The sequence below is a fragment of the Paenibacillus sp. LjRoot56 genome (assembly GCF_964253335.1).
Taxonomy (GTDB): Bacteria; Bacillota; Bacilli; order Paenibacillales; family NBRC-103111; genus Paenibacillus_E; species Paenibacillus_E allorhizoplanae.
Map to the genome: position 1 here is coordinate 946,337 of NZ_CAXURV020000003.1, position 12,844 is coordinate 959,180.

11 protein-coding genes are annotated in these 12,844 nt (G+C 46.8%); 2 read left to right on the forward strand and 9 right to left on the reverse strand.

Features of this window, described 5'->3' with window-relative positions; genetic code table 11:
- Nucleotides 1–10: 10 nt before the first annotated feature.
- From ACSQ8O_RS23285 to ACSQ8O_RS23295, 3 genes are read right to left on the reverse strand one after another with little or no spacing between them, the layout of a single operon-like run.
- The gene (locus ACSQ8O_RS23285) at nucleotides 11–847 is read right to left on the reverse strand and encodes a carbohydrate ABC transporter permease (RefSeq protein WP_436243549.1); all 837 of its coding nucleotides are present in this window, start codon (nucleotides 845–847) and stop codon (nucleotides 11–13) included.
- Nucleotides 848–866: 19 nt separating this feature from the next.
- A complete protein-coding gene (locus ACSQ8O_RS23290) occupies nucleotides 867–1,799 on the reverse strand; it encodes a carbohydrate ABC transporter permease (protein WP_436243550.1) in 933 nt (310 codons plus the stop codon).
- A gap of 24 nt (nucleotides 1,800–1,823) precedes the next feature.
- Nucleotides 1,824–3,671 carry a GH32 C-terminal domain-containing protein gene (locus ACSQ8O_RS23295; RefSeq protein WP_436243551.1) on the reverse strand — a complete coding sequence of 616 codons (1,848 nt, stop codon included), beginning with the start codon at nucleotides 3,669–3,671 and terminating at the stop codon, nucleotides 1,824–1,826.
- Between the two features lie 239 nt (nucleotides 3,672–3,910).
- On the opposite strand from ACSQ8O_RS23295, the gene ACSQ8O_RS23300 reads away from it, so the two are divergent.
- Together ACSQ8O_RS23300 and ACSQ8O_RS23305 are read left to right on the forward strand one after the other, a co-directional pair.
- Nucleotides 3,911–4,177: a type II toxin-antitoxin system prevent-host-death family antitoxin gene (locus tag ACSQ8O_RS23300; protein ID WP_436243552.1), complete on the forward strand. Its 267-nt coding sequence runs from the start codon at nucleotides 3,911–3,913 to the stop codon at nucleotides 4,175–4,177.
- A complete protein-coding gene (locus ACSQ8O_RS23305) occupies nucleotides 4,164–4,484 on the forward strand; it encodes a type II toxin-antitoxin system RelE/ParE family toxin (RefSeq protein WP_436243553.1) in 321 nt (106 codons plus the stop codon). The genes ACSQ8O_RS23300 and ACSQ8O_RS23305 overlap by 14 nt, the downstream gene beginning before the upstream one ends.
- Here ACSQ8O_RS23305 and ACSQ8O_RS23310 read toward each other — a convergent pair.
- The 6 genes from ACSQ8O_RS23310 to ACSQ8O_RS23335 all read right to left on the reverse strand — a co-directional run bounded on the left by ACSQ8O_RS23310 (nucleotide 4,466) and on the right by ACSQ8O_RS23335 (nucleotide 12,803).
- Nucleotides 4,466–6,082 (reverse strand): response regulator transcription factor, encoded by a 1,617-nt coding sequence (locus ACSQ8O_RS23310; protein ID WP_436243554.1) that lies wholly within the window; start codon nucleotides 6,080–6,082, stop codon nucleotides 4,466–4,468. The two genes, ACSQ8O_RS23305 and ACSQ8O_RS23310, sit on opposite strands and share 19 nt — an antisense overlap.
- An 8-nt stretch (nucleotides 6,083–6,090) precedes the next feature.
- Entirely contained in the window at nucleotides 6,091–7,845 is a 1,755-nt protein-coding gene (locus ACSQ8O_RS23315) for a cache domain-containing sensor histidine kinase (protein ID WP_436243555.1), read from the reverse strand.
- Nucleotides 7,846–7,982: 137 nt separating this feature from the next.
- Complete coding sequence (locus ACSQ8O_RS23320; protein WP_436243556.1) at nucleotides 7,983–9,347, reverse strand: ABC transporter substrate-binding protein; 1,365 nt, start codon at nucleotides 9,345–9,347, stop codon at nucleotides 7,983–7,985.
- Nucleotides 9,348–9,843: 496 nt separating this feature from the next.
- Nucleotides 9,844–11,097 (reverse strand): MFS transporter, encoded by a 1,254-nt coding sequence (locus ACSQ8O_RS23325; RefSeq protein ID WP_436243557.1) that lies wholly within the window; start codon nucleotides 11,095–11,097, stop codon nucleotides 9,844–9,846.
- A gap of 4 nt (nucleotides 11,098–11,101) precedes the next feature.
- Entirely contained in the window at nucleotides 11,102–11,716 is a 615-nt protein-coding gene (locus tag ACSQ8O_RS23330) for a nitroreductase family protein (protein ID WP_436243558.1), read from the reverse strand.
- A gap of 34 nt (nucleotides 11,717–11,750) precedes the next feature.
- Nucleotides 11,751–12,803, reverse strand: coding sequence for an ABC transporter substrate-binding protein (locus tag ACSQ8O_RS23335; protein ID WP_436243559.1), 1,053 nt, complete (start codon nucleotides 12,801–12,803; stop codon nucleotides 11,751–11,753).
- Between the last annotated feature and the right edge of the window lie 41 nt (nucleotides 12,804–12,844).

A 12,844-nucleotide genomic window follows, 5' to 3' on the forward strand; every position in this document is an offset into this window, starting at 1 on the left:
CCTAAACCATTTAACCCTTAATGCCCGACATCGTAATCCCCTGAATATAGTAACGCTGCAAAAATAGAAAAAGCAGGAGAATTGGCACAGTAGATAGCGTATTCGCCGCCAAAACCTTCGACCAATCTGTCCCCTCATTCGAGGAAAACGTAGAGATCCCGACTTGGATCATCTGCATTTTCTGATCATTGATCACAATAAGCGGCCACAGATAGGAGTCCCAGTTTCCTAGGAAAGTCATCAGTCCGAGCGTAATTAGCGCAGGCACGGCAGCTGGCAGCACGATCGCTACAAAAGTGCGCGGCAATGTCGCTCCATCAATCCGTGCAGCCTCCATCATTTCGTTCGGAACTTCCGCGAAAAATTGCCGCAGCATAAAGATGCCGAACACGGACAACATCGAAGGAATAATAAGTGCTTTATACGAATTGAGCCAGCCCAAATCATGCATCAACAAATAGTTAGGTACGAGTGTTACTTCACCTGGGATGATCATCGCTGACATGAATAAGGCAAATACGACCGTTTTGAAGGGAAATCTGAGCTTCGCAAACGCAAATGCCGCCATCGAATTAATGATCAGCACCAGTATCGTTACGATGGAAGCTACGAGCAATGTATTCCAGATATAGCGTAAGAACGGATTTCGCGTATTAAAAATGACATTATGGAAGTTCTTCCATGTCCATTCTACGGGAACTATTAAATGAATATTCAATGATGTATATTTGAAAAGCTCCTGATAGGGTCGAAAAGCGCCAGTAACCATCCATAGGATAGGAGCGACAGAAATCAGAGCAATTACGATCATGACGATCATCGTTACGATGTTTGTTAGCCTCTTCACAGCGAATCCCTCCTCGTTGTTAGTCTGTGTCTTTGTTAAAAAGCTTCATTTGGATCAGCGAAATGGTCAATACAATCGCGAAAAGCACAAAAGCCGCCGCCGTCGCGTACCCCATCCTCATTTGCGTGAAAGCTTGTTTATAAATATAGAAAACAACCGTTTCCGTTGAGCTATTGGGTCCGCCATTAGTCAGTACGAAAACTAAGCCCGAGAGCTTGATCGCATCGATTGTCGTCATGATGACCACGAAGGACATCGTCCGATTCAATAATGGAAGCGTGATTTTGGTAAACTGCCCAATCCGTGATGCGCCATCCACTCTGGCTGCTTCATAGAGATCGGGCGAGATATTGTTCAAGCCTGCTAGAAAAATAATCATGAAAAACCCGGCGCCCTTCCAAATTCCGAGCACAATAATGCCGTTCATCGCTGTTTTCGGATCAGATAGGAAGCTTGTAACCGGCATATGCAGCGCTTTGAGCACACTGTTCAGGAGGCCAAACTCCTTGTTATAAATGAGCTTAAAAACCGTAGCCGCCACCGCTGTCGAGATAATAACCGGGATAAAATAAAGCGTTCGGAACAGCCCGGCTGTCGCGGTTTTCTTCTGAATTAATAGGGCAAGGCCAAGTGCGATGCTCGTCTGAATCGGAATCACAATCAGTGCGAAATAAAACGAATGCTTCAAGCTATTAAAGAAGGCACGATCCTTCATTAGATGCACATAATTGTCCATGCCGACGAACACATCACCGGCGCCGACTAAGGAATAGTTTTTGAAACTGATTAGAAAAGCTTGCAACATAGGATAGAATACGAACACAAGCAGCAAGGCTATCGCCGGGAATATAAACCAGAAGGCAGTAGCTTGCTCATGCTTGCGAAAGCTTTGCGATTTTTTCTTGCTTGAACTAACCGTTTTTATTGTTTCCATCGTTTCTGCAGTAGCCATAACTCACCTCTCCATTCACATCTGTCATTTGCCATCAAAAACATACACTTGGAGACTCGACATGACCGTTCCATCCTGACTAGTCGCCTTGATTTCAGCCTGCCCGGTCTTAACGCCTTTCACCGTTGCCCCTCCGTTAACCACTGAAACGGACGCGATTCCTTCATCGCTAGATGTCCATTTCAGCTCCTGAGGTGCGCTCAGGGGAATAACGGATGCTTCGATAAGTTGGCTGCTTTTCACCGCTACATCAAGCGTAGTTTTGTTCAAGACTACTCTTTGTCGCGTTGCGCCATCCACATCTTCCTTCCGCCAAACCGTCCCCATCGGATAAAACAGTGCTTTTTCTAACGTGATATTGCCCTCTGACGCGGTCAGCTCCAGTCGATTACTCGTGGGATCTGGGAAGATCAGGCTAGAAACAACAGCCTCGCCATCATTAGCAAATACCTCCAAACTAGCCTCATCCACGAAGAATTGAAGCTTAAGCTTGCCATCCTTCAGCTGCAGTGGTGCCGATACTTCCTCGGCGAAACCTTTCTCGAATGAGGTGATACCCGAATGGGTTCTGTCTATCGTTAGCTTTTCCGTCTCAGCATCGTAGCTGACTTTCGTTGCTTGATCAGTTCCTTTGCGCAGTTTAAATTCAACCTTACTATTCGGCTGAACCGTAAGCTCCGAGATTAGCTCATAAGATGTTCCTTTTATAGGATCAAAAGGATTAACCCCTGCTGCTAACTTCTGCTTCTTCACCGTTACTTCTTTGCCGCGCAGCGTCTGCAATTCCTTGATCGGCTCCTGAATCAAGCGTATGCCTTGATCAGGAATATTCCTCAGTCTCAGCTCGCGCGGAATGGACATATTGCCCTTCCAAGCACCCGTTGGCATCGCGAACGGATAGCGCCAGTTGGACATCCAGCCCAGCCAAATGCGACGTCCATCCTTTGCCGGAATATCCGAATAGGACACAGCGGCATAGAAGTCCTTCCCGTAATCCGTCCACAACACATCAGAAGCTGGATTGTCGTTCTTGAACGTGTGACCGTCAAATGTTCCGACGAAGTATTGGGCCGTGGAGCCTTTGGTCGTGTTGTTGCTACCGATGCTGACGGCTAACACCCATTTTTTCGTTTTGGAGCCTTCTACAGGCAGTTCGAACAAATCCGGACACTCCCAAACCGCTGCGTGCGAGCCTTGATCTCTTCCGAACTCACTTGCGAGCTTCCAAGCTTTCAGGTCCGGCGATGTATAGAATTGAACTCGATTGTCGACCGACACCACCATCACCCACGATTTCGTAGGCTCATGCCAGATCACTTTGGGATCTCGAAAATCCTTCAAGCCCGGATTCGGAATCACTGGATTGCCTTCATATTTGGTCCACGTCCGGCCTTTATCTGTGCTATAGGCAAGGCTTTGAGATTGCAGGCCGCCTTTGAAATGCGTAAAAATCGCGACTAGACCCGCCTTGCCGCCAAAGAAGCCACTCGTATCCTTCGCATCCACAACCGCGCTGCCTGACCAAATTTCACCGAGCGAATCCCTAGCTAGCGCGACCGGCAAATGCTCCCAATGGATTAAATCGCGACTAACCGCGTGACCCCATTGGCCGCTATTTTGATAGAATTGATGATACTCTCCTTCAAAATAGACCATGCCATTTGGGTCACTTAGATTGCCTGATTCCGGTGATAAGTGATACTGAGGACGAAACTTTTCCGTATAATAAGTCGGATCCTTTGCGTAGGAGAAAGCCGCTTCCCCCGCGGAGTCCGTCGATATATCATCACCTGCTACCAAAGCCGTCACCCCCCAACCCAGAAGTACGATCGCGGCGGCACTTGCCACCCATAATCCTAATTTCTTTCGCATGGTTCCTCCCTCTAACTGGCTGTCTATTTCGATGTATCGTTATTGTACCGAGTCAGCGAATAGAAAGATTTCAATATCATTGGGAGTTGTGTTTTAAAATAATTTGCAGGTGCGTGCCAAAAAACCTCATCTGTTAGATGAGGCTAAAGTTGCATTTATTTATAAAGATATGTTATTTGAAAAATGTACATTATAATGCTATAATTATGACATGTAAATAAACGAAAGGTGGTTTGATTATGCCTCACATACGACCAATAACAGATTTGAGAAATACAACTGAAATCTCTGAGCTTTGTCATAAACAAGACGAACCCATTTTTATTACTAAGAACGGATATGGTGACTTAGTCGTAATGAGTATTGAAACCTATGAACGTCAACTTGCGCTAGTTGAAGTTTATAGAAAGTTAGCTGAAGCTGAAAAGCAAATTGCTGAGGGACTACCATTATTAGAAGGTGAGGCAGTTTTTAAAAAGCTGAGAGAAAAATATGCAAACAAATGATTATGGTTTGAAATTCACACCATTAGCAAGTGACGTTCTTGAGCAGATTTATAGTTATGTATCGCATAAATTATTGGCTCAAGCTGCTGCAGACAACCTGCTAGTAAAGATTGAATCCAGTATTATGAGCCTCGCTGGATTCCCGTATTCAGGAAGCGTTTTGTTAGAAGAATCTCTAAAAACCAGAGGATATCGCAAGTTAATCGTTGATAATTATCTTATTTTTTATTTGATCAATGAGTTAGATAAACATGTTGTTATTATGCGTATCATGTATGGTGCACAAAACTATACAGATTTACTTTGACTCTCCTCGCGATACTCCTTCGGCCCCTTCCCATAAAACTTCTTAAAAGCCGTACTAAAATAGCTCGAACTAGAGTACCCCACCAATGTAGCAATATCCGTTAGTTTGAGCTCACTTTCTTTGAGCAAATCCGCAGCCCTGCTCAAACGTAACCTCGTGACATAATCACTAAAAGTCACACCCACACTCTGCTTAAACAATCCAGATAAATACGTTTCATTAATATGAAACATATGGGCCAACGAGGCTAGCGTGAGTTCATAGGAAAAGTTCTCATCCACATAATTGCGAATAGCTTCCATCATTTGCTGACCGCTTGAGAACCTGGTTTTCCTCACTTCCTCCATGACCAGCCTGGCCATTTCGTGCAGCTGCTCGAGCACCTGCTCCCGGGAGGAGTAATCTCTCACCGTCATCTGGCAATTCCAGAGATAGCTCTGCAGAGACATATCTCCGAGCTCGAATTTCTTAGCAATGGCGTTAAACAAGAGAATGATGCGCAGTGTCAAAAAGGTGAACACAAACATCGGCGTATCTCGATCCGCAGCGAAAATAGCGTGCAGCTGCTTAGTAAAAGCAGGCATATCGAGATTTTCGATGGTTTGCATCAACCTTCTTTCCACCTCAGGTGAAAAGGCGTGCGTCATGGCGAGCATATTCCGATCCGTCTCAGCCTTATCGGAATGGATCGTGCCCTGACTCCAAGCCAGCATGCTAGATGCATAGCCGTCTTTGAGCTGCCTCAAACCATGGATAGGCTCGCCAATACCGAGCACACTATCTACTTTGAGGTAGCTTTGGATATCCCGCTTCAGCTTGCGTACGAAGTCAGCCAAGAAGCGGTCATGCTCGGCATTTTGAATCCGAATGACAAAATGTATCATCGCAGGGTGACTCATCGCGTAGAACGGATAGATGTGCTCCCATTTCTCGGCGGACTCCCGGCACAACATCTGAAAAGCTAAGTACAGCAAGTCTTTCCGCTCACTCCAATCGTCCAAACGTCCTGGTGGAATACGCATCTCTACGGTTACAAATTGAGCATGAACATCGTCACCCGCTAACGTTGATAACTGTAACTGCTCCATCCGCTCCTTCATGGTGGACACGCTGAACCATTCATCCTTCACCAGTTGCCAAAGAAGCTGCTCTTGCATCAGCACAAGTTGTTGATGGTTTTTGATTTCCTCTTGATCTTGCTCCCGCAAGCGATTGCGATCTTCTTCCAATTCCGCGGCTAGCTTACCAAGAAGTGCGATCAGCTCACTGCGAACCACAGGTTTGAGCAGATAATCTTTCACCCCAAGCTGAATAGCAGCCTTCATATATTCAAAATCCGAGTAGCCAGAGAGCACAATAATACGAAGCGCGGGGTACTTTTCCTTGCATACGCTAACGAAGGAAATCCCATCCATTTGCGGCATGCGAACGTCTGTAATTACAACATCCGGCAGCGGATGTGCCTCCAGAAGCTGCAGCGCTTCCAGACCATTAGCCGCTTCCTGCGCAATTTCGTACCCGGCGGATGTCCAATCGATTTTGGCTTTAATACTATTTCGAACGCCGACCTCATCATCAATCAACATGATTCTGTACATCTCGGTTGTCAGCTCCTTATCAGCGGCAGGATCAGGTTGAGTTCCGTCCCCTCACCAAGCTTGGAATGCAGCTCTAAATGAAATTGCTCACCATAATTCAATCGACAGCGGGATAAAACATTGCGAAGCCCGATACTCTGCCCCTCGGTACTGAGGATTGCTACAGGATCACCAATCTTGATCTCTTCCCGTAGATTTTGAACCAATTCCGGAGACATGCCAACGCCATTATCCTTCACGGAGATCAGTAATTTATTCTCTTGCAGCTTCGTCCTTAGGGTAACCCGCGCAACGCCATCCTTCTCTAAACTATACTTCACCGCATTTTCGACCAGAGGTTGAATGATGAATTTGGCGATCAAGAAATGGGCTGCCTGGGGATCTTCTTCGATCACAATTTGCAATCGCTCCTCATGCCTCAAATGAAGGATGAACAAATAATCCCGGATATACGCCATTTCTTCTGCTACTCGAACCAAATCACTACCCAGGTTAAGCGAGTATCTCATCATTTTGCCCAAAGCTTCCGTCGCATCCATCACAAGGTCTTCCCGCTTCATCGCCGCCAGACCACTAATGATTTCAAGCGTATTATTATAAAAATGCGGATTGATCTGCAGCAGCAGTGCTTTGTACTCGGCATTTTTCCTACGCAGGTTCATCTCGAACTCTGTCTCGATTAAATAGCGCAGCCGATGGGTCATCTGCTCGAAAACCCTTGTCACATAGTTCACTTCACTATGGCCCTGGCCAACCTTCGGCATCATGTGCAGCGCCTGCTGAAACTCCCCGCGCTCTACATGTTTCATTGCTCTCCCCATCACACTCAGCGGCTTGGTAATACCTGCGGACAGCCAAAAGGCTACCAATATCGCAACGATTAGCAACAAAATACTAACGACAAGCATCGTTTGGCGAATGTGTGTGATTTTTTCATACAATTCAGCCTCAGGTACACTCCCGATAATCGTCCAATTCTGAGCAGGCAGCTTGCGGAAAAAGAGCAGATTCGTCTCTCCTTTCGCCTCCATTGGGAAAATTCCACTAGCTTCCCCGTCATAACGTGCATCAATCAGCTGAAGCCCCTTCCCTAGCATGTCCTTGTCTTCAGACAGATTCTGATCCAGCACACTGTTGCCGTCATGCGTCAGCAAAACAACCTTCCCTGTCTTCCCCACATGAATCTTTTCAATGGCATTGCGAAGCAGGGTTGTTGGATAATTCACTTTGATGAAGCCCATATTTTTTAGCGATTGTAATTGTACGAGTGGGAAAAGGAAGCTATTAATCGATCGAGCTCTCATAAAATCATCCGACTGATCGACATCCTTGTGTGCGGTCGTCCAACGCTTGTTTTCATTAATAAAATCCTGAAACCACGCGCTGTTCTTGTAGGTTCTGTCTTGTGTCCACACACCGCCAGCATCTTCGGCGAACGCACTAATGGAAATGCCGCTGGAGTTGTTCACCCCATAGGAGGAGAAATACTCCCGCAATCGTTGCTTCGTGAGCACTCGTTCCTGAATGGTGCTATCTGGGTTCAAATGAACGGTCAGCCAGTCCTGTGTGACTCGGGAGCTCATTACCTGATTGCCTGTATCCTCCACTTGTGTCAACAGCGTCCCCACATGCGAGGCGAACTGCTCGATCGTTTGAGAGGTTGAAGCTTCGATCGACGACTTGATTGACTTGGTCGCTTCCTCACTAAGGATATAGGCCAACGTGGCAAAAGGGAGAAGCAGTAGAACCGAGAAAACCGCCATCAAACGGCTCCTCAATGAGAAAAACATGATATCCCCCCGTTATGTCTGATTCTTTATATCATACCTCTGGGCCTTCTGAAGAAACAACGACAAAGAGACGATCATCGAAATGATTCGTCTCACTTATCTGGAACTGCTTACTTCTTCTGCTGTGCTAGGACATCTGCGTACGCTTTATCAATTGTCGTAACGGCCTCTGCGATAGACGCATCAATGTTTCTTTTGCCGATCGTGACATCCTCAAACATTTTGTTCACAGCATCTGACATTTGCGGGAAGATCGGCGTGATTGGGCGCGGTCTGCCGTACTTCTGATTCTGAATAACGAAGATGTTCTTCGGATACTCATTCAGCTCTGGGAACGCCTTTGCAGAAGAATAACGGGATGGGATATCTTTCGTCATACCTGCATACGTTTTCTGACCTTCTTCACCAGTTACCCAGTTGATAAACTTCCAAGCTTCATCTGGATGCTTACTTTTCCCGGAAATACCGAGGGCCCAGCTGCCGTTGGCTACCGCTTGCGCTGTTCCTTTTGGCAATGGTGCAATATCATAGTCTTCGCCCAACTTGAAATTAGGAAACTTCTCCTTCAAATTAGCCAAGGACCACGAGCCGTCAATCGTAATGGCCAGCTTGCCGTTCGGGAACGGATCCGGTGGATACTCCAGCGCAGATACTTTATCTTTGTTGTACAAATCCGAGAAGAACTGTACGGCTTTTTTCGTTTGCGGGGAATCAAGGTAGCCTTTGGACGTTTTACCATCTGGGCTCATGATCTCGCCACCCAGCTGCCATATAATTGGATACTTGAAGTAAGCTGTACCTCCCGCGTTACCAAAGCCCTGCGCAGGATCGATACCGAAGATCCCCTTCGCTGGATCGTTCACTTTCTTGGCAGCATCCAAAACTTGATCCCATGTCCACGGTTCATCGGGGTTTTTGGAAGGAAGCGGAATGCCTTTCGCTTGGAATAGCTTCTTGTTATAGAACATCGCAATCGAAGACTCGGTCAGCGGTGCCATGTAAATTTCATTTTGATACGTGTAGGTAGCTAGTGTTGATTTCGGAACATCCTCCATATTGCCGTCTGCTTTGAAGTAGGCAGTTAATGGTTTAAGAGCTCCCGCGTTTGCATACGAACCAACGGTTGGCGCATCAAGGGCCATGATGTCAGGTGGACTTCCAGAAGCGATGGATACACGCAATTTCGTATCATAATCCGAGTATGGTATCGGTGTCATTTCCACGGAAATATTCGGATACTTTTGCATAAAAGAGGCTACTAACTTGTCATAAGCTGCATTCTCTGTATCATTCCCCGAGTTTCTCCAAAATGTAAGTTTTACTTTTTCTTCTTTTTTCACGGCTGTGTCTGTTTGGCTTGGTACGGATGACGAAGATGTGCTTGCTGTGCCTCCATTATCACTTTGGGAAGAACATCCTGCCAACAAGCCACCAACTACGATAGCGCTTACGACTGTTTGACTGAGCTTTTTCATACGATTATTGCCCCTCTCAATACTCTATTGTTGTTCTTGTCATCATCTTATCAAAGGGGACGAAACATTAAATTCAAAATGCTCTGCTTCTAACTTATAAAATTATCATGCCTTGAGGGGAAAGTAAAAGGGGGGTAGGAGGAGTTGTGTGAAACACAACCATTCTATATTTCCACAAAAACTTCTATCGAACGGGATTTCAGACGGTGTTGGGGGCGTTTGTAGGTTTGGAGGGACACGTAAGTTACAATTTTGTATTAACTGGAAAATATGTAGTTAAAATCAGCTCTATATGTTCAAGTTAGCTAAACTATATTAAATTAACTGCATATTTTCCATTTATTAAGCATTTGATCGGAAAACCCCAAAATATAACTGTATAAAATCCAACTATTTGACTGGAGCACCGAATATTTACGATACATATAACCGCCTTATCATGAACTTATACATTCTTATGAGGCAAAAAAACGAGCCCCAAAGGGCTCGCTTCGTTTTAATTTGTAGTTGTCGACACGCGCGTCACGGCTTGAGTCACTTCCATCTCTGCCCTCCGCGATTGGTAGCTTCCAATGTGAAAAGCTTGCCAGCAACTAACGCCAAAAACGAGCATAGCGGTAATGAACCAGCCACGAATGCCGAAATGCGCGACGATAACGCCTCCGAGAAGTGGCCCGGTTAGGCAGCCCAGGAACATCCATGAGTTCACCATGGCGAAGGTCTGCCCTTCCATTCCCTTGCGGACTAAGCCTCTCACCTGAGCTTGAATGTTGGGCATCATGCCCGCTACACACAGGCCGAGCGTAAACCGACATGCAAGAATGAGCGGGTACAGGTGCGTCACAGCTTGCACAATACAGAGGAGAAACGCGGTGCTGGTCGCTATTTTGAGCAACAGTAAAGGTCCTACGCGATCGGAGAGCATGCCCAGCAATGGGGAGAATACGATAACGGCGAGAGAGGTCGCCGATAAGGTGATGCCGAGCAGCCATTGATCGTTGAGAAAGGCGAGCGTATGCGTGGATTGCCGCACGTAGTAAGGGATAATCGGATTCGTCCCCACTAATGCGAAATTAATGCATAGGCTACTAAGCAGCAACGAGGGGAGCGGCTTCATCCGCCAAATGTGCTTCCAGTCCGTTAGCAAGGTGCTCCGTTCCATTTTAGATACAACAGGTGCACGGGGACCTTCTTTGACAAAGCAAAGTACGCTGACGGTCGCAAGCAAAATGCACACACTCATTGCCGGATACGCGCCTCGTACCGAGTAAAATGTAAGCAAAGAAGACGCAATCAGTGGTCCGATTAGCGATCCGGTCTCGCCCATCATTTGCATGGTGCCAGCCGAAACGCCAACCTTATTCTTGGCAGCACCGATCAAGATCAGCACCATGGTGAATGGCAGGATGCCGGTGAAACACCCCTGTGCCAATCGCAGCAGCGCCAACTGCCAAGGCTCGGTGGCAAGCGACATGCAAGCCGTAACGAGGGTCATCCCAAATCCAGACCATAGCATCACAGGCTTACGCCCGTATCGATCTCCGATGCGCCCAAGGAAAGGCATGAGCAGCATCATAATCATGAAATTGGCCGAGAATATGGCGCCTGACCATATGTAAAGCGAATCCCCACTCACATGCCCAACATCCTGAAGAAAGCTGGGCAAGAGGGGAACGAACATGCCGTGCGCGGTTGATACAAGCAATTGTACAGAGAGCAACGCTGCAAACTGCCGATTCCACGAGTCCATCGAACTAGAAAGAGCCTTCGATGATACTCTCGCTCAATGCGCGTCGTCCATTCGGCAGCTCACGCTGTTGAAAGTCTTCGGCCAACGTTTCACGTGCTCCACGGTAACCCAAAGCAATCACGGCATGAAGCTCATACTCCGCTGGAACTTGAAGTACTTCACGTGCCTTTTCTCTGTCATAGCCGCCAACAGCGCGTGTAGCCAGACCTAACAAGTTCGCTTGAAAAGCGATGGATGCCCAAGCTGCACCTGCATCAAAAGCATGTGCACCACTTGGTTCACCATCCTGACGGAACTTGTTAGACAAGATCAGCAACAGCACAGGAGCATGCTTCGTCCACAATTGATTGTTCGGCTTAATGAACGATTGAAACTTCTGTTTCTGCTCCTCTGTTTGAGCGACTACGAATCGCCACGGCTGTAGATTCGAGCTGGAAGGTGCCCAGCGAGCAGCCTCCAGTATCGTGTACAAGGTCTCATTCGTTACTTCCTTCTCTTCAAAAGCACGCGACGACCAACGGTTCAGAAACAGCGGATGAATAGGATAATCCGCCTTACGATTAGCCTCCACTTCAGGGGTTAAAACAGCTTGATTATCGACTTGTGCTGATACAGTCATCTTATCAGTTCCTTTCCGAATAGGCGTGTCGCCTTTATTTAAGTAACCACTGATTCAGATCAAAATCCTTCTCTGCCAGCTTCTCTTCGACCAAGAATTTCTTCGTTCCATCAAGCAGCTTCACACCATCATCCTTAAAATTAACATCTTTAATCGTCTCAATCGGTGTAACCTTCTTGTTCAATTCCGGCGTGAACCCATTCAACTGAGATAAGAATTGGTAATATTCATCTGGCTTGGATTGTAAATCCTTGAGCGCTTTCTCCCTAGCTGCATTCCACACTTTCGGGAAATCGGGGAATTTCTTCAGGTAATCCTCGGACACAACCGTAACGCTGCCTCCGATTAAATTCGGATGCTTGGTGGCATCATCAATCAATGGGAACCCATTCTCAATTTGTTTCAGAGCAAAGATCGCACTATTCGTCATCGCATCCACTTCGCCACGAGACAATGCTGCTTCACCATCAGGGCGCAGCATATGGATGAACTTCACGTCGGGTACATTTTGTTCTTTCACAAGGCCGGCAATGTAGCGGTGCATGAAGGAGCCCTTTTGAATTGCGATCGTTTTACCTTTCAAATCGGCAATCGTCGTTGGTCCACCTTTTTTGCCAATCAAGTAACCTATATTGTCTGTTGTGTTCTGGGTAATCGCTCTCGTCTTCGCTCCCGTCGAACGAGCAAGCATCGCTGGCGTATCGCCCAAACTGCCGAAATCCAATCTGCCGCTGATTAACGACTCGCTTTGGTCAGGTCCGTTCGGAAAAGCTACGGGCTTGATTTCGGTGATGCCGTATTTTTTGAGTTCCTCTTGGATAATGCCTTTGTACAAGCCCCAACCCTCAGCTCCACCCGGGAAATTCAGCTTGTTCGTGCCAATGTATCCGTAATTGATCACTGCTGGTGGTTGTACCTTGGCTGCTCCGCCGCTTGTCGCTGCTGCACTAGCACCTGCCGTCTTGGCACCTCCATCGGAATTGCCACAAGCCGCTAAGAAAGCGACCATAGCTGCTAACATCATAACCAAATGTGTGGTACGGAAAAGTCCGAATCCCCTTTTACTCATCTTCTGTCTCTCTATCATCTTTCATTCTCCTTTCAAATTGACCACAAAAGGGTATCCAC

What these genes read in the sequence shown, in the direction of transcription:
- ACSQ8O_RS23290 (WP_436243550.1), bottom strand. Translation starts at nt 1,799, where the DNA reads ATGGCTACTGCAGAAACGATGGAAACAATAAAAACGGTTAGTTCAAGC.
- ACSQ8O_RS23295 (WP_436243551.1), bottom strand. Translation starts at nt 3,671, where the DNA reads ATGCGAAAGAAATTAGGATTATGGGTGGCAAGTGCCGCCGCGATCGTA.
- ACSQ8O_RS23300 (WP_436243552.1), top strand. Translation starts at nt 3,911, where the DNA reads ATGCCTCACATACGACCAATAACAGATTTGAGAAATACAACTGAAATC.
- ACSQ8O_RS23305 (WP_436243553.1), top strand. Translation starts at nt 4,164, where the DNA reads ATGCAAACAAATGATTATGGTTTGAAATTCACACCATTAGCAAGTGAC.
- ACSQ8O_RS23310 (WP_436243554.1), bottom strand. Translation starts at nt 6,082, where the DNA reads ATGTACAGAATCATGTTGATTGATGATGAGGTCGGCGTTCGAAATAGT.
- ACSQ8O_RS23315 (WP_436243555.1), bottom strand. Translation starts at nt 7,845, where the DNA reads ATGGCGGTTTTCTCGGTTCTACTGCTTCTCCCTTTTGCCACGTTGGCC.
- ACSQ8O_RS23320 (WP_436243556.1), bottom strand. Translation starts at nt 9,347, where the DNA reads ATGAAAAAGCTCAGTCAAACAGTCGTAAGCGCTATCGTAGTTGGTGGC.
- ACSQ8O_RS23325 (WP_436243557.1), bottom strand. Translation starts at nt 11,097, where the DNA reads ATGGACTCGTGGAATCGGCAGTTTGCAGCGTTGCTCTCTGTACAATTG.
- ACSQ8O_RS23330 (WP_436243558.1), bottom strand. Translation starts at nt 11,716, where the DNA reads ATGACTGTATCAGCACAAGTCGATAATCAAGCTGTTTTAACCCCTGAA.
- ACSQ8O_RS23335 (WP_436243559.1), bottom strand. Translation starts at nt 12,803, where the DNA reads ATGATAGAGAGACAGAAGATGAGTAAAAGGGGATTCGGACTTTTCCGT.